General features: G+C 58.3%; 15 protein-coding genes. 10 read left to right on the top strand and 5 right to left on the bottom strand.

Going from position 1 to position 15,613, the window contains the following annotated elements; all coding sequences use genetic code 11:
• Positions 1 to 96: 96 nt before the first annotated feature.
• Entirely contained in the window at positions 97 to 408 is a 312-nt protein-coding gene (locus R0J92_RS05095) for a DUF6477 family protein (RefSeq protein ID WP_411050931.1), read from the top strand.
• 54 nt (positions 409 to 462) lie between these two features.
• Here the strand turns inward: R0J92_RS05095 and R0J92_RS05090 are convergent, their stop codons facing one another.
• Positions 463 to 2,007, bottom strand: a complete 1,545-nt coding sequence (locus tag R0J92_RS05090) for a trimethylamine methyltransferase family protein (protein ID WP_411050930.1) — start codon at positions 2,005 to 2,007, stop codon at positions 463 to 465.
• Between the two features lie 247 nt (positions 2,008 to 2,254).
• Between R0J92_RS05090 and guaA the strand changes: the two genes are divergently transcribed.
• The 9 genes from guaA to R0J92_RS05045 all read left to right on the top strand — a co-directional run bounded on the left by guaA (position 2,255) and on the right by R0J92_RS05045 (position 11,699).
• A complete protein-coding gene (guaA, locus tag R0J92_RS05085) occupies positions 2,255 to 3,817 on the top strand; it encodes a glutamine-hydrolyzing GMP synthase (protein ID WP_106164053.1) in 1,563 nt (520 codons plus the stop codon).
• A gap of 340 nt (positions 3,818 to 4,157) precedes the next feature.
• Positions 4,158 to 4,958, top strand: coding sequence for a hypothetical protein (locus tag R0J92_RS05080; RefSeq protein WP_411050929.1), 801 nt, complete (start codon positions 4,158 to 4,160; stop codon positions 4,956 to 4,958).
• Positions 4,959 to 5,019: 61 nt separating this feature from the next.
• Positions 5,020 to 5,913: a DMT family transporter gene (locus tag R0J92_RS05075; RefSeq protein WP_411050928.1), complete on the top strand. Its 894-nt coding sequence runs from the start codon at positions 5,020 to 5,022 to the stop codon at positions 5,911 to 5,913.
• 131 nt (positions 5,914 to 6,044) lie between these two features.
• Positions 6,045 to 7,148 carry an OmpP1/FadL family transporter gene (locus tag R0J92_RS05070; protein WP_106164051.1) on the top strand — a complete coding sequence of 368 codons (1,104 nt, stop codon included), beginning with the start codon at positions 6,045 to 6,047 and terminating at the stop codon, positions 7,146 to 7,148.
• Positions 7,149 to 7,321: 173 nt separating this feature from the next.
• On the top strand, positions 7,322 to 8,185 hold the full coding sequence (locus R0J92_RS05065; RefSeq protein ID WP_106164050.1) for an ATPase: 864 nt from the start codon (positions 7,322 to 7,324) through the stop codon (positions 8,183 to 8,185).
• 60 nt (positions 8,186 to 8,245) lie between these two features.
• Positions 8,246 to 9,184, top strand: coding sequence for a homoserine O-succinyltransferase (gene metA, locus R0J92_RS05060; RefSeq protein ID WP_106164049.1), 939 nt, complete (start codon positions 8,246 to 8,248; stop codon positions 9,182 to 9,184).
• 9 nt (positions 9,185 to 9,193) lie between these two features.
• Positions 9,194 to 10,159, top strand: a complete 966-nt coding sequence (locus R0J92_RS05055) for an alpha/beta fold hydrolase (RefSeq protein ID WP_411050927.1) — start codon at positions 9,194 to 9,196, stop codon at positions 10,157 to 10,159.
• A gap of 60 nt (positions 10,160 to 10,219) precedes the next feature.
• Complete coding sequence (gene ppk2 / locus R0J92_RS05050; RefSeq protein WP_411050926.1) at positions 10,220 to 11,089, top strand: polyphosphate kinase 2; 870 nt, start codon at positions 10,220 to 10,222, stop codon at positions 11,087 to 11,089.
• Positions 11,082 to 11,699 (top strand): TetR/AcrR family transcriptional regulator, encoded by a 618-nt coding sequence (locus R0J92_RS05045; RefSeq protein WP_106164046.1) that lies wholly within the window; start codon positions 11,082 to 11,084, stop codon positions 11,697 to 11,699. Before ppk2 ends, R0J92_RS05045 begins: the two co-directional genes overlap by 8 nt.
• A gap of 199 nt (positions 11,700 to 11,898) precedes the next feature.
• Here R0J92_RS05045 and R0J92_RS05040 read toward each other — a convergent pair whose 3' ends face one another.
• The 4 genes from R0J92_RS05040 to R0J92_RS05025 form a co-directional block, all read right to left on the bottom strand.
• A complete protein-coding gene (locus R0J92_RS05040) occupies positions 11,899 to 12,675 on the bottom strand; it encodes a class I SAM-dependent methyltransferase (protein WP_411050925.1) in 777 nt (258 codons plus the stop codon).
• 366 nt (positions 12,676 to 13,041) lie between these two features.
• Positions 13,042 to 13,527 carry a 30S ribosomal protein S9 gene (gene rpsI / locus R0J92_RS05035; RefSeq protein WP_106164128.1) on the bottom strand — a complete coding sequence of 162 codons (486 nt, stop codon included), beginning with the start codon at positions 13,525 to 13,527 and terminating at the stop codon, positions 13,042 to 13,044.
• Positions 13,528 to 13,532: 5 nt separating this feature from the next.
• Positions 13,533 to 13,991, bottom strand: a complete 459-nt coding sequence (gene rplM, locus R0J92_RS05030) for a 50S ribosomal protein L13 (protein WP_106164044.1) — start codon at positions 13,989 to 13,991, stop codon at positions 13,533 to 13,535.
• Positions 13,992 to 14,163: 172 nt separating this feature from the next.
• Positions 14,164 to 15,579, bottom strand: coding sequence for a PLP-dependent aminotransferase family protein (locus tag R0J92_RS05025; RefSeq protein WP_106164043.1), 1,416 nt, complete (start codon positions 15,577 to 15,579; stop codon positions 14,164 to 14,166).
• Between the last annotated feature and the right edge of the window lie 34 nt (positions 15,580 to 15,613).

Genomic DNA, 15,613 nt, shown 5'->3' with positions numbered 1-15,613 from the left:
TGGAAATGGACCGTTCGCTCACCCCGGGCTTTCCGCAACACCCGCTAGAGTTGAGTATTATTCCCCTCGTTGTTCATAGGTTCATAGGGGAATGCCATGCAGGATCTTGCCACACGTCTTTCCAGCCTCGTCCGCCCACGGCTGCTGGCGCGCGCCGCGCGGATCGGAGCGGATGAGTATTCGCGCGCCCGGGACCTCAAGCGCCTGCTCGGGGCTTCTGCCCCACATCAGCAGGGTGCCATCCTTATGCGTTTGCTGGACATCGAGTCGGCGCAGGAGGTTGCCCGACGTGCCCGCAGCCCGGGCTACTCGATCGTCCGGCATGTCGACATTCTGATCGCGCTTGCAGCCGAAAGCCGCCTGTACCTGGCATCCCGTGCCACCACGCAGAAAGCCGTGCCGCAATAAAAAACGGCGCCTCAAAGGGCGCCGTTCTTGATGATCTGCACTGCAGGGCCTGAATTACATGAAGGAATCCGGCATCGAGGCTTTCTTTTCGGCCACATAGGCAACAAGCGCCTCACGGATCGCCGGGTCGAGTTCGGGCTGCTTGTAGGTCGCCAACAGATGCTCCACACGGGAGGTTGCCAGCTTGTACGTGTCGCGCGCGCCTTCTTCTTCCCATTGTTCAAAGGGTTTGTAATCCAGAACATCGGATTTCCAGAACGCCGTCTTGAAGTTGGCCTGCGTGTGCTCACAGCCAAGGTAGTGGCCACCGGGGCCGACCTCGCGGATGGCATCCATCCCCTGACCGTTTTCATCCATATAGATGCCTTTGGCCAGGCCATGTAGCGCGCCGAGCTGATCCGCATCCATCACGAATTTCTCGAAGTCCGCGACCAGGCCACCCTCGAGCCAACCGCAGGAGTGCAGCATGAAGTTCACCCCAGCCAGCAGACCCATGTTCAGCGAGTTTGCAGTCTCATAGGCGGCTTGCGCATCCGGCAGTTTGGAGCCGCAGAAGGAGCCAGCAGAGCGGAACGGCAGCTTCAGACGCCGGGCCAGCTGACCCGCGCCATAGGTGATCATGGAGGCTTCGGGCGTGCCAAAGGTCGGCGCACCGGAGTTCATGTCGATCGAAGACACAAACGCGCCAAAGATCACGGGAGCACCGGGTCGGATCAGCTGGCTGTAGGCCACACCGGCCAAAACTTCGGCCAGAACCTGCGTCAGGGTGCCCGCGATGGTCACCGGCGCCATGGCACCACCGACGATGAAGGGCGAGATGATGCAGGCCTGATTGTTCTGCGCATAGACCTCCAGCGCGCCCATCATCACCTCGTCGAATGTCATCGGCGAGTTGATGTTGATCAGCGAGGTGGTGACGGTGTTGTTCTGAACGAATTCCTTGCCGAACAGGATGCCGCACATATCGACGGTGTCCTGCGCCCGGCTTGGCTCGGTCACAGATCCCATGAAGGGTTTGTCCGACAGCTCCATATGCGCCATCAGCATGTCGAGGTGACGTTTGTTCACCGGCACATCGGTCGGCTCGCAGACGGTCCCGCCGGAGTGGTGCAGCCATTTCGACATGTAGCCCAGCTTCACGAACTTCTGGAAATCCTCCAGCGTCGCGTAACGGCGCCCCCCATTGGCATCGCGCACGAAGGGCGGGCCGTAAATCGGGGCCAGCACCAGGTTATTGCCACCGATCACCACGGATTTATTCGGATCCCGCGCATGCTGAATGAACTCGCTGGGGGCCGTCTCACAGAGTTTCCGGGCCAGGCCACGCGGAATGCGGACCCGCTCGCCCTGCACATCGGCGCCAGCCTCACGCCAGCGCTCCAACGCGACGGGGTTGTCAACGAAATTGACGCCGACCTCCTCGAGGATGGTCTCGGCGTTGGCTTCGATGATTTCAAGCGCCTCGTCGTTCAGCACCTCGTAGTTCGGAATATTCCGTTCGATGTACTTTGCTGTCTCGATCTTGACGCTCGTCCGTTCCGCGCGACGGGCGGCGCCTCCGCCACCTCGGCTGCGGCGACGTGGTGCTGCATCTGTCATCGTTATACCTCACGACAGTATGAATTCTGTTCAGTCTGAATATCGGAGACACGCCGGGCGTCGCCGAAGGATAACGGCTATTCTCGCATAAATGCGACATCCGGGACTGGATTTTGCGGCCTGATTGGCTTTTTTACGAATTCCCCTGCCCCTGGTCGCGCAGCGCAATCTTTAAAGGGGCCGAAAACCGCCAGCGGAGGCCATCTGGCCTCTTGCCAGACGCCACGCCACCCCCTAAGAGCCAAGCATGACCGAGACAGCCCATGACCGCCTTCTAATCATAGACTTCGGCAGCCAGGTGACGCAGCTTATCGCGCGCCGTCTGCGCGAGCTGAACGTCTATTGCGAAATCCACCCCTACCAGAAAGTCACGATGGACTTTGTGCGTGAGTTCGCGCCGAAGGCCGTGATCTTCTCCGGTGGCCCAGACAGCGTGACGCGCGAAGGATCCCCTCGCGCGCCGCAGGAAATCTTTGACTACGGCGTGCCGATCCTCGGCATCTGCTATGGTCAGCAGGTAATGATGCACCAGCTCGGCGGCACCGTTCTGTCGGGCCACGGCACCGCGGAATTTGGCCGGGCCTATGTGACACCGACCGAAGAGCGTATTGAGATGTTGGGGGGCTGGTTCCTCGATCAGACCGAACAGGTCTGGATGAGCCACGGCGACCATGTCTCTGAAATCGCACCCGGTTTCAAGGTTTACGGCACTTCGCCCCATGCGCCCTTCGCGATCACCGCGGATCTGGAGCGCAACTTCTACGCGGTGCAGTTCCACCCGGAGGTACACCACACCCCGAACGGCAAGACGCTGTATGAAAACTTCGTACGTCTGGCCGGGTTTGCCGGCGACTGGACCATGGGTGCCTACCGCGAGCAGATGGTCGAGAAGATCCGCGACGAGGTGGGCGATAAAAACGTGATCTGCGCCCTCTCCGGCGGTGTCGACAGCTCTGTCGCGGCAGCGCTGATCCACGAGGCGATCGGCGATCAGCTGACCTGCGTGTTTGTAGACCATGGGCTGTTGCGCAAGAACGAGGCCGAGGAAGTGGTCGGCATGTTCCGCGATCACATGAACCTGCAGGTGATCCATGCGGATGAAACCGAGCTGTTCCTCGGTGAACTCGACGGCCAGTCCGATCCGGAAACCAAGCGCAAGATCATCGGCAAGCTGTTCATCGACGTGTTCCAGAAATACGCCGATCAGATCGATGGCGCCGAGTTCCTCGCACAGGGCACGCTTTATCCCGATGTGATCGAGAGCGTTTCCTTCTCTGGCGGCCCGTCTGTGACGATCAAGTCGCACCATAATGTTGGCGGCCTGCCCGAGAAAATGGGTCTGAAGCTGGTGGAGCCGCTGCGCGAGCTGTTCAAGGACGAGGTTCGCGCCTTGGGTCGCGAACTTGGCCTGCCCGACAGCTTTATCGGCCGTCACCCCTTCCCCGGACCGGGTCTGGCGATCCGTTGCCCCGGCGAGATTACCCGCGACAAGCTGGAGATCCTGCGCGAGGCGGATGCGATCTACATCGACCAGATCCGCAAGCACGGTCTCTATGATGAAATCTGGCAAGCCTTTGTGGCGATCCTGCCCGTGCGCACGGTTGGCGTGATGGGCGATGGGCGCACCTATGATTACGCCTGTGCGCTGCGCGCGGTGACCTCTGTCGATGGGATGACGGCGGATTACTATCCGTTCAGCCATGAATTCCTCGGAGAGACCGCGACGCGGATCATCAATGAGGTCAAGGGCATCAACAGATGCACCTACGACATTACGTCAAAGCCCCCGGGCACCATCGAGTGGGAATAACCCCCTTCGAACAAACAAAAACCCCGGCCCCGCAAGGTGCCGGGGTTTTTTGCTGCCATTTTGTATTTCTTTGTCTGAATCTTGCGCCGGAAACTCAGCGTTAACTCGTTTTTTTTATGTTGGCTTTGACCCGCAGCTCTCTGCATTCGCGTTAAAAAAACGAAAGGCCTTACAAGACCATATGCGCACCGCAGAGTTTCGCGACGCAGGCCGATAGGGCAAAAGCCATGCCGGGAACAGCAATCTCGCCCGTCGCCGCAGGCTGTCACGCCCAAACCGACGCCATCGCCGCACGCTATCCACTCAAATCCGCAACTTGACAGACACAAGGAGCGCCACGATGCCCCAAATCTACTTTTCTCTCACCGCAGGCAGATCCGGATCGGGCTGGCTGGCCAAGTTCCTAAGCGCCAATCTGGATGTCAACGCGATCCACGAACCCATCGCGATTGAGGATTTTGGCACCCGCATGCCAGAGGTTCGCCAATTGCGCAGCTTCAACACCTATGGGTCCAATGAAGAAATACAGGCCTTCTGGCAGCACAAGCTCGACGCGCTCCCTCAGGATATCAACTATGCGGAAACCAATCATACGCTGGGAAAATGCGGCCTGATCGAAGCCTTGGCGCACCATCCGCGCAACAAAGATACGACCGTGATTGTGCTGCGTCGCAATCTGGCCCGCCAATGCGCCAGCTACGTCAATCGCCATGACTTCATTCTCATAAGCACACTGTGGCAATGGTTTCTGGCGCCGGACTACCCCAATCGCATCGTCAATGCAGAGCCGTTTCTAAAAATGGGCCAGTTGGGCGCCGCGATCTGGTATGCGCTGGAGATGGAGTGTCGGCAAACCTACTACGAGCGCTGCTATGGGGACCGCATCCGCTTTGTGAATGCCCAGCTTGAAGACGTGACACAGCCCGCAGGCGCGAAGCAGCTGCTTACGGATCTGGGTGTAGACCGCACACCGATCCTGCCCCCAAAAACGAACGCAAACTCTGTCGCGTCCTCGGATGAACTGGTGGAAAAGATCGACGCCGTGATCCGTACCTCTCAGTTTGATCCCGAAAGCCTGGTGAGCCAGTATATCGCGCTGCGCGGTTCTCTCGACATGGCAGAACGGCGTGCTGCGGCCTGATCGGGCTTGACCCCGACAGCTTTTACCCCCCATCTGCTTCACGCAGCAATCAGGGGGCATCATGCGGGACAGTATCGCCGAACCAAATACGGCACGCGACGCCATCTTGTTGCGCGCCGCCCTCTGGATGGGCGGTGCCATCCTGTCCTTTTCGGCCATGGCCATCGCGGGCCGTGAGGCAAGCCTGTCTCTGGATACCTTCGAGATCATGATGTACCGCAGTCTTGTCGGGGTTCTGGTTGTATCGGCCATGATCACGGTGCTGCGACGCTGGCCGCAGGTCAGTACCACAATGCTAAAGCAGCATGGCCTGCGGAATATGGCACATTTCACTGGGCAGAACCTTTGGTTCTACGCGGTCTCCGTGATTCCACTTGCGCAGGTCTTTGCGCTTGAATTCACCTCGCCGATCTGGGTGATCCTGCTGGCACCGCTCCTGCTGGGCGAAAAGCTCACACGGATGCGCGGGCTCGCCGTCTGCCTCGGATTCATCGGCATCCTGATTGTAGCCCGCCCGAGCCCCTCGACCTTTAATATCGGCCTGGCCTGCGCCGCCGGGTCTGCCGTGTTTTTCGCCCTGACGAATATCGCTACAAAACGGCTGACCCGCACTGAGAGCATCTGGTCGATCATGTTCTGGCTCACCGTCATGCAATTGGTTCTTGGCGTGATCTTTGCAGGCTGGGACTTGGATATCACCCTGCCCGATGCACAGAGCCTGCCCTTTTTGCTGATCATCGGCTGTGCGGGCCTGAGCGCGCATTTTTGCATCACCAATGCGCTGTCTCTTGCGCCTGCCGCTCTGGTTGTGCCGATCGACTTCGCCCGCCTGCCCTTCATCGCGCTGCTGGGCTGGCTGATTTATGGCGAGTCGGTCGAGGTCTGGCTGTTTGTGGGTGCGTCACTTATTCTCGCCGGAAATTTCATCAATATTGTATCCTCCCGGCAACAGTAGCTTGGACGCCATGGGCCACTGACGCAAACTGCCGCTCCGTCAACATTGCCTGAACTGACACAAACCCCTTAGGGTGAATGAGGACCGCTGAGCGAAATATAATTTCGCCATGCGCTTGAGGGAGGATACTAATGAAACATTACATCGCGGCATCCGTTGCAACGACGCTGTTGGCATCAACGGCGATGGCAAGTGGTCTTGACCGCACCGGCCAGCCCATCGGCGTCATCTTCGAGGAAGGCAACTACGCAGAGTTTTCCTTTGCCACGACGTCTGCAGATGTCTCCGGCAACGACCGCACCTCACTGAACCCGCTGGGTTCGGCGACCGGTGACGTTGGCGAAAGCTTCAACATGTTCGGCGGCGCCTACAAGACTGACATCACAGATGAGCTGTCGCTGGCAATCATCTACGATCAACCTTGGGGTGTGGACGTCAACTACCCCGTCGGTGGATCAGCCCTTTTGGGTGGCACCATGGCGCGGGCAGATTCCAACGCGATCACCGCACTGCTGCGCTACAAGTTGAATGATCGCTTCAGCGTTCATGGCGGTCTGCGCTATCAAGAGATTGACGGCGAGATCAATCTTGCCGGTGCAGCCTACGGCGCGCTCCCGGGCGGAACCTACAACGTGAAGGTCAACCGCGATGGCGCGTTCGGCTGGGTCGCAGGTGTCGCTTATGAGATCCCGGAAATCGCCCTGCGCGCCGCATTGACCTACAACTCCGAGATCACCCATGATTTCGAAACCAACGAAAGCTACAGCCCGACGGTCGCAACCTCGACAGAGACCAAGACTCCGCAGTCGGTGAACCTCGATTTCCAAACCGGCGTCGCCAAGGACACCGTCGCATTTGCGAACGTCCGCTGGGCAGAACACAGCGTCACCGACCTGATGCCGACGGTTCTGGGGCGTGATTTGATCGATCTGGACGACTCCTTCACCTATACCGTCGGTGTGGGCCGCCGCTTCAATGACAATTGGTCCGCATCGCTTGCCTATATCTACGAGGATGCGGATGGCGACAATCTGGTGTCGCCGCTGGCCCCGACGCAAGGCATGGAAGCGATCCGTCTCGGCGTGCAGTATAAGACCGAAAAGATGAAAATCGCAGCCGGTCTGCGCTACACCAAACTCGGTGACGCGATTGCATCACCTGGTGGAAATCCGGTGACCAACTTCAATGACAACGAAGCTCTCAGCCTTGGTGTGAAGGTCGGCTTCTACTTCTGATCGCGTATGATCGGACTGTAAAACCAAGCCCCGCCCGATGTGGCGGGGCTTTTGCATGTGAAGTGTCGTGTTCATCGGACGCCACGCATACCTCCATCACACCAAGCACAATTGACCTCTCGCTCCGGCCTGTCTAGCAAGGCTCCACAGACCGCGAAAAAGGCAGCAGTTTCATGCTTTACTCCTCAGCACAGGCTTGGCGCGATGCGCCGTCCAAACGGGTTCTCTTCTTTGGCATGTCCGGCCTCGGAAAGACCTATGTCAGCAATGTGCTGCGCGGGTCCGGCCAATGGTTTCACTATTCCGCCGACTATCGCATCGGCACCCGCTACATGGGTGAATACATAGCCGACAATGCCAAGGCCGAGGCGATGAAAGTGCCCTTCCTGCGGGATCTTCTGCTGACGGATTCCATCGATATCTCCTCCAACATCACATTCGAGAACCTGAGCGCGGTCACCGCCTATCTCGGTGTTCCGGGCGATCCGACAAAGGGCGGGTTGCCCATTGCCGAGTATCACACCCGCCAGGACCAATTCCGCCGGGCTGAGATTGATGCGCTGCTGGACACGGGCTACTTCATCAACCGATCCGAACGGATCTATGGGTATCCGCATTTCATCTGCGATTCCGGTGGCTCGATCTGCGAATGGGTCGATGCCAACGATCCGGACGATCCGTTGCTCAAGAACCTGAGCGAGCACACGCTCCTGGTCTGGATCAAGGGCACCGACGCCCATACGCAAGAACTGATCCGCCGCTTTGATCGAGCTCCGAAACCGATGGCCTATCAACCCGCGTTCCTGACCCGCGTTTGGGAGGAATATCTGAGCGAAAACAATCTCTCCGACGTTGATGTTGACCCACATGCCTTCCTGCGCTGGACCTATGCGCAGGCACTCGCCCATCGCCAGCCGCGCTACGAAGCCATGGCGGAGAACTGGGGCGTGACCGTCACTGCCGATCAGATTTCTCAAGTGGAATCAAATTCCGATTTCGAGGAGTTGATTTCATCTGCTCTTGAGGCTCGAACGTAACAGACTTACCTAAACACTCCACATTGCCGCCTCTTCGGCACATTCTCCAAAGGACCTGACATGCCTATCAAGATCCCCGCTGACCTGCCCGCCTACTCCGTCCTTTCGGACGAGGGCGTCATGGTCATGTCGCCGGATCACGCGGCCCGTCAGGACATCCGCCCGATCAAGATCGGGCTCCTGAACCTGATGCCTAAGAAAATCCAGACGGAAAACCAGTTTGCCCGTCTGATCGCCGCAACGCCTTTGCAGATCGAGCTGTCGCTGATCCGCATGACAGAGCATCAGACCAAGAACACCGCCGCCGCGCATATGGAGGAATTCTATCGCCCCTTTCAGGAGGTGAAGGATCAAAAGTTCGACGGGCTGATCATCACCGGCGCTCCGATCGAGCATCTGCCTTTTGAGGATGTCACCTACTGGCAGGAACTCTGCGAGGTCTTTGACTGGACGCAAACCAATGTGCATTCCACGTTTGGGGTGTGCTGGGGCGGCATGGCGATGATCAACTATTTCCACGGCGTGCAAAAACACATGCTGGAGAAGAAGGCCTTTGGCTGCTTCCGGCACCAGAACCTGCAACCGACCTCGCCTTATCTGCGTGGGTTTTCGGATGACTTCGTAATCCCGGTGTCGCGCTGGACCGAAATGAGCCAGGCGGAAATCGACGCAGCGCCGCGTCTGACGACGCTTCTTGGCAGCGACGATGTCGGCCCCTGCCTGATCGAGGATAAGGACCACCGCGCGCTCTACATCTTCAACCATTTTGAATACGACAGTGACACGCTGAAGCAGGAATATGATCGCGACGTGGAAAGCGGAACCGCGATCAATGTTCCGCTCAACTACTATCCCGATGACGACCCAAGCCGCAAACCGCTGAACCGTTGGCGCAGCCATGCGCAACTGCTCTATAGCAACTGGGTGTCGGAGCTTTACCAGACCACGCCTTTCGACGTGGAACGCATCGGTCTGGAAACAACCGACCTGCGGGCCTGATCGGTGCGCATGGCTCCTCTCGCTCTTCTACTGCTGGCGCTTGGCCTCGGGGCTGGTTGCGCGATGCTGTCCTCCCGCGTCACAACTCGGGAGGAAAACGCCATGGCGGCGCATCCGCCACAAGGGCAGTTTCTCGACGTTGATGGACATAAGGTCCATGTGGTTGAACGCGGCCAACCTCGCGGCAGCGCGCCGGATCTTGTGCTGATCCATGGGTCCAATGGCAGCACCCGCGACATGACGTTTCGCCTGTCCCCGGCGCTGGAAGATGCCTACCACATCCTGATCTTCGACCGCCCCGGTCTGGGGTACTCCGATCCGGTGACAGCACGCGGTACAAGCATCCAGACACAGGCGCGCGTCTTGAAGGAGGCAAGTGCCCAGCTTGGCGTGACCCGGCCGCTGGTGCTTGGTCAGAGCTACGGCGGCGCAGTCGCGCTGGCCTGGGCGACACAATTCCCCGACCAAACGGCTGCGGTGATCAATGTTTCCGGTGTCTCTCACCCGTGGGACTCAGACCTTTCGCCGTTCTACAAAGTCACCTCCTCGCGACTTGGCAGCGCATTGGTCGTGCCGCTGCTGACGGCCTTTGTGCCAAAGAGCTATGTGCGCAATTCGCTGGCAGAGGTCTTTGCCCCACAAGAGGTTCCCGAAGGCTTTGCCGAGCACTTCGGGCTGGAAATGAGCCTGCGCCGCTCCTCCCTGCGGGCCAATGCCAAGCAACGCGCCAATCTGCTATCCGAGATCGAAACCATGGCGCCGCTCTACCCCGATCTGGCGATGCCGATCGAGATCGTGCATGGCACGGCCGACACCACTGTGGGGATTTCCATTCACGCAGAACGGCTTGTGGCGGATACCTCAACCGCACGCCTCACCCCGCTGGATGGGGTTGGACACATGCCGCACCAGACCCATACGCAATCCGTTGTGGACGCGGTGCACCGCGCAGCGGCGCGGGCGAACTTGCGTTAAGCGCATTAACATTGAAGAGTATCGCTTCAGACACTGTGGGCGAGAAAGGACGGATGCGACATGACTTTGCCGTTTGACGGGGCGATCAGCCAGTACTTCGAAAACGACGCACCGAAGGACATCCGCAAGGCCATCAAGACCGGCCATAAGGATGACATCCTGAACCCGACATACCCCTACGATGAAGAGATCGCCAAGCAGGACTACAAAGATACTTACGAAGCCCTGCAAATCGAGCTGGTGAAGCTGCAAGCCTGGGTCAAATCCTCAGGCCAACGCATTGCCATCGTATTCGAAGGGCGCGACGCCGCCGGCAAGGGCGGCACGATCAAACGCTTCCGCGAGAACCTCAACCCGCGAGGGGCCCGTGTCGTGGCCCTGTCCAAACCGACAGAAACCGAAGCGACGCAATGGTACTTCCAGCGCTACATCACCCAGCTGCCCGCAGGCGGCGAGATCGTCTTTTTCGATCGCAGCTGGTACAATCGCGGCGTTGTCGAGAAAGTGTTCGATTTCTGCAGCGATGCGGAGCGGGAGCATTTCTTCACGCAAGTCACAGAATTTGAGAAAATGCTGGTGGATGAAGGCATTCACCTCATCAAGCTCTGGCTGAATGTCGGGCGCGCCGAGCAACTGCGCCGTTTTCTGGCCCGCGAACATGACCCGTTGAAACAATGGAAACTCAGCTGGATCGACGTCGAAGGGCTGAAGCGCTGGGACGCCTACTCCAAGGCAATTCGCGAAACTCTGTACCGCAGCCACAGTGCTCATGCGCCTTGGACCATCGTGCGCTCCGACGACAAGAAACGTGCCCGGCTGGAAGCCATACGCCACGTTCTGCTGGCGATTGACTATGACAACAAGGATCTTGAGGCCCTCGGTGACCCCGATACCCAGATTTGTGGCGGCCCGGACATTTGGGATGCCTAAACGCGGCTATCATCACGGCAATTTGCGTCAGGCGCTGGTCGAGGCTGCCCTGCGCCTGATCGAAATCAAGGGCCCGACCGGTTTTACGCTATCCGAGGCGGCCAAGCAGGCGGGCGTCACACCCGCAGCCGTCTATCGCCACTTTGAGGGGCGCGAGGATCTGATCGCCGAGGCCGCGCGGCAGGGCTTTCTGATGTTCGCCGACCTGATGCAACACGCCTATGACAAGTATCAGCCTTCCGCCCTCGCCGCGTTTGAGGCGACAGGGCGCGCCTACCTGGCTTTTGCGCGCAAACATCCCGGCCATTACATCGCGATGTTTGAAAGCGGCATTTCTGCAAATCGCACCCCGGAACTGGCCGATGCCGCCAACCGCGCGCGCGGGGTTCTGGAACGCGCTGCGGCAGAGCTGAGCCAACATATTCCGGCGGAAAAACGCCCGCCCGCGTCTATGTTCTCAGCCCATATCATGGCGATGAGCCACGGCGTGGTTGAACTGTTCGCACGAAACGCGCCCGGCACCGCCTCCCCCTATGCGCCCGAAGACCTGCTGGAAACAGGAATTGGTGTGTACCTGAGGGGGCTCGGCCTGATCGACCCTGACGACTGAAACCAACTTCCCCAGGAGGCCTGAGAGGCGGTGCCCTGCGGCACGTCACCCCTCGATAGACACATCACGTGAGCACGGGCTTTGGAAAAGTCACGGCCCTCACGAGGTTCGCGTCTGGCGCTTCACTCCTGCAAACCGCAAGCGACACCACCACCACGCGTCAAGATAATGACGCGACTTTTCGGCAGAGCGCTATCAGCTATGCCTTCAGAGCGACAACTTCCATGCAGACCCGGTAGCGTTGACTGATCCCGTATCTGACCGCATCGAAACCACATTCTTTCAGCAAAGAGAAAAGCCGCGTTCTGCTAAAGTTATGGTAGTGCTCAAGCTCCCCCAGATATGGGTTTGCGTTATTGTTGGTCAGCAATTTCCAGATGATATTCTCCGTGTTTGGCATTGAAATTAAGAGGCAGCCTCCCTCTTCCATGTTAGAATGAAGGGAACTCAGCACCTCTTTCGGGTACGGAATGTGCTCAAGCACGTCCATCATGCTTACAACTGACAATTTATTCTTGAACTCAATATCCTGAACAAAGTCACAATAGGCTTCGAAACCCAAGCTTTTCATCGCGCTTACATTGTCTTCCCTCAAATCAACACCGATTGGATGGAAGCCGTATTCTTCTGCGGTAAACAGCAAAGACCCATTTCCAAAGCCGACATCGAGCCAAGCCCCGGCAGACTTGTATGGAAGCACTTTTTCGATCATCATCGATGATACGCTTCTCTGCTCCTCGAGCTTATGTCCAACTTTTTGATGATCATTCGTGTTTCTGAAAACAACCGACAATGCCTCGTCTGTGAAATAGCCATCAACAAATTGATGTTTGCATGTCTCACAATCCATCCATTGCATCACCGGCGGGACAACTGGATCATAGAGCGGATGCTTGCTGCAATTACCTGTCGCCGACTTGACAATATGCTTTGATTCACAAAGCGGGCATTTTTCGTAGGGTATTCTTACCTGCACAATTCCTCCAGTTTTCCGTCAGTGCTATCACGCCGCTCAATTTCAGCGTTTTTGACAATCAACGACCAGTACTCAAGTACCATCCATGCTGGCAGCACTCATTCGACGTTGCTGCGCAAAGCAAACAACAAGACAAATTTCGCCTAATTGCGTTGAAAACAGGTTAAGTCTTCGCGTGTTGCGCCGCGGAAGGCCGACAGAATGTCCGTGCTGCTCAACAAATGAGGGAACGTACGCGGCGAACTCGAGCGCTAGCCTGGATTAGCGCGACAGCCCCAACGCAATGCGGATTGGAGTTTTCCAATGAAAAAAGGGCTGCGAATGACGCAACCCTTTGTTTTGTATCGTAGGTTCGACGGGTCGAACTTAGCGCTTGGAGAACTGGAACGAACGACGCGCTTTGCGGCGACCGAACTTCTTACGCTCAACAACACGGCTGTCGCGGGTCAGGAAGCCTGCGGCTTTCAGTGCGCCACGCAGCGCGGGATCATAAAGCTGCAGTGCTTTGGAAATCCCGTGCTTGACCGCGCCGGCCTGACCGGAGAGGCCACCGCCCTTGACGGTTGCATAGACGTCGAACTGGTCTTCAACACCGGCCACGGTGAACGGTTGACGCAGGATCATCTGCAGAACCGGACGGGCGAAGTATTTGTTCAGCTCGAGACCGTTGACCTGAACCTTGCCGGAACCCGGCTTGATCCAGACGCGGGCAACAGCGTCTTTACGCTTGCCGGTCGCATAGGCACGGCCCAGTTCGTCACGAACGGGTTCGCGCGGTGCCAGTTCTTCGGCTGCGGTTTCGACGCCTGCGACGGCGCCAAGCTCTTCGAGAGTTGTGATCTGATCAGCCATCGTCATTAGCTCCGGGTGTTTTTCTTGTTCATGGATTTGACATCCAGAACTTCGGGGCTCTGGGCTTCATGCGGGTGCTCGGCACTTGCATAGATGCGCAGGTTGGTCATCTGCTGGCGGGACAGGCGGTTGCCCGGCAGCATACGCTTGACGGCCTGGAAGACCACGCGCTCGGGGTGTGCACCCTCGAGGATCTGCTGTTTGGTGCGGGATTTGATGCCGCCCGGATGGCCAGTGTGCCAGTAGAAGTGCTCGTCGCGCTTCTTGCCGGTCATCTGGATCTTGTCAGCGTTGATGACGATCACGTTGTCACCCATGTCCATGTGGGGGGTGAACGACGGTTTATGCTTGCCGCGAAGGCGAGTGGCAATGATCGATGCGAGACGGCCCAGCACCACGCCTTCGGCGTCGATGATGATCCACTTCTTCTCGATATCTGCCGGGGTAGCAGAGAAGGTTTTCATGTCAGGTCAGTCCTGTTTGTCGTGACAATGGGGCCGCGGACGACTCCATCTGAATTCGATAGACGGGGTTTACGGCGGCGTCACAAAACAGTCAACACAGGCAAACGACATTAAAGTGTTTAAAAACAACACATTACAAATTAGGTACTATAGTACCCCAAAGAAATCCGACCTAGACGCTGATTTGCTCCGGTGGATTGTCCAGCAGCATGCGCAACCGCAGCATCGCGTCCTCGAACCGGGCCAGTGTGACATGCCCATTGATGGCAATGCGTACCGCGTTTGGCGCCCGGCCATCGCGCAGTGCGAACTCATCCGCCGAGCGCAATTGCACCCCCTGCGCCTCTGCCGCGCGGGTAAAGGCCCCGGCCCGCCAGCCGGACGGCAGCCGCAACCACAGGAACGGCACCTGCGCGTCCCAGGTCAGCTCAAACGCGCCAAGTGCGTTGACCGCCACCCGCACATAATCCGCCATTTCCTCGCGGACGGTCTGAACAAGCTTCTTGCTGCGCGGATCTGCCAGTAGAATGCGTGTCACCTCTGCGAGCGGCTGCGCCAGACCGAAGTACCCGTATTCGGCCACCCGACGCAGGTCCGCCGATTTTCCGACCGGTGCAATGGCGAAACCAACCCGCAACGCGGGCGTCAGTGATTTCGAAATAGACGTCACGTGCCAACTGAGATCCGGCGCCAGCGCCCGATAGGTCGGTGCCCGCGCCTCCCCCATCCGGTAGCAATCGTCCTCGATCACTTGTACCTCATGCCGGCGCAGCACCGACAGGATTTCCTTCCGACGTTCAAGCGGCGTAAACGTGCCGGTCGGATTGTGCACTTCCGGACTGGTACAAAGCACCGATGCACCGGATTTCTTGATCGCGGCTTCCAGAGCCTCCGGCACGACGCCATGTTCGTCGATTGCTACCCCCACAACCTTTGCACGCAGAATTTCCGCCGCGCGGCGAAACCCCGCGTAAGACAGATCTTCGACCAGGATCGTTGGATTGCTGTCCTTCAGGATCGCCTGCAGCACCGTCATGACCGCGTTCTGCCCGCCATGGGTCAGCACGATGTCACGCTCCCCCAAGGGGCCAAGCGGTGTGTCGGACAACCAGTCCACCACCGCCTGCCGCACCGGTTGATAGGCGTCACGTGTCGGATAATTCAGCAGCGCCAGACGGTCACAATCAGCGGCCTTGCGCAACGCCTCGCGGATCAGCTTGACCTGACCGACATCCACCAGCCTGGGGCTGAACAGGCTGACGTGATTGGGGTTTGCTCCCTCCAGCAGATGCAATTGACGTGACCAGACATCGTCCATGACCACGGTTTCGCGCTCAGCGACAAAGGTGCCCCGGCCCACTTCGGCCTGCAACAGCCCTTCATCTGTGAGAATTGTATAGGCCCGCGCCACGGTCCCGGGCGTGATATTCAACTGATAGGCCAATTCCCGTACTGGGGGAAGTTTTGCCCCCACCTGCAATGTACCACTTTCGATTGCCAACCGTATCGTATCGGCCACACGTTTGTACTTTGGACCCGGCCGCTCTGCCAGCGATCCAGTCAAGGTAGAGGGCCAAATTGTACCCATAACAATCTCCGATTAGACAATCCGCGCCGCTCTT

Origin of the sequence: Tritonibacter sp. SIMBA_163, assembly GCF_046535935.1 — a bacterium.
In the GTDB taxonomy this organism is placed as follows: Bacteria; Pseudomonadota; Alphaproteobacteria; order Rhodobacterales; family Rhodobacteraceae; genus Epibacterium; species Epibacterium scottomollicae.
Note: the sequence above shows the minus strand (reverse complement) of the source record. Positions and strands in the feature narration are given on the sequence as shown.